This is a genomic window from Streptomyces sp. LS1784 (genome assembly GCF_020103755.1).
Classification (GTDB): Bacteria; Actinomycetota; Actinomycetes; order Streptomycetales; family Streptomycetaceae; genus Kitasatospora.
This window is the reverse complement of record NZ_JAHSQD010001099.1, coordinates 1-1,150: the sequence shown is the minus strand read 5'-3', so window position 1 is coordinate 1,150 and position 1,150 is coordinate 1. Positions and strand designations below refer to the sequence as shown.

Below are 1,150 nucleotides of genomic sequence, written 5' to 3'. Positions count from 1 at the left end.
TTCGCCCGCCCGGCCCGTGCGGCCGGAATGCTCGCGGCGGTGCTGTTCGGCACGGCGGCCGCGGTCTTCGCGGTGGGCATGGGCGGGACGATGAGCTGGGTGCAGGAGGCGAAGACCCGCGACGCCGGGGACGTCGCGGTGCACCCGACGCGCCCGGACGGCCCGCCCGGGGCGATGCCGATGACCAGGCCCGTCCCGGCCGAGCGGGCCGTCGTCACCGCCGCGCTGGACGCCCAGCCGGGCACCGCCGCCTACTTCGGCGTCGGCACCGAGGACGTCACCGTCCCCGGGGTGGCCGGCAGCACCACCGTGACCGCCTTCGACGGCGACTCCTCCTGGGCGGGCTACCGGATGGTCACCGGGCGCTGGTACCAGGGCCCGGGCGAGGCCGTCGCCCCGGCGACCTTCCTGACCGAGGCCTCGGTCAGGATCGGTGACCAGGTGACCTTCACGAGCCACGGCCGGGCGGTCACCGTCCGGATCGTCGGCGAGGTCTTCGACCCGCACGTGCAGACCAACGAACTGTTCACCGACGCCGCCGCCTACCCGTCCGGAACGGCCCCGCGGCCGGACTTCTGGACCGTCAAGCTGAAGCCGGGCACCGACCGCACCGCCTACGCCACCGCCGTCACCGCCGCGCTCGCCCCGGCGCACATGACCGCCGACACCGGGGGGCCGCACGGCTCCAGCGACTCGATCGCCGCGCTGAACTCGCTCACCGCCACCCTGACCGTGCTGCTGCTCGTGGTCGCCGGGCTCGGGGTGTTCAACACCGTCGTCCTGGAGATCCGTGAGCGCACCCGGGACATGGGCGTCACCAAGGCGCTCGGCATGACCCCGGCGCAGACCGTGGGCGTGGTGCTCGCCTCGGTGCTCCTGGTCGGGGCCGTCGGCGGCGCGATCGGCCTGCCGGTGGGCCTGCTGCTGCACGGCCTGACGGTGCCCGCGATGGGCCACAGCGCCGGGCTGAACTTCCCGGCCTCCGCGCTGGACGTCTTCGCCACCCCGGTGCTGGTCCTGCTCGGCCTCGGCGGCGTGCTGATCGCCCTGCTCGGCGCCCTGCTCCCGGCCGTACGGGCGGCGCGGGCGCGCACGGTGGACGCGCTGCGGGCGGAGTGACAGCGGCGGGCCCGCGCGGGCGGGCGGGGCG

General features: G+C 76.1%; 1 protein-coding gene. It reads left to right on the top strand.

Features of this window, described 5'->3' with window-relative positions; translation table 11 throughout:
• Positions 1 to 1,119, top strand: a 1,119-nt coding sequence (locus KS423_RS45915; protein WP_224285579.1) for an ABC transporter permease, incomplete at its 5' end; no start/stop codon positions are given.
• Positions 1,120 to 1,150 lie beyond the last annotated feature (31 nt).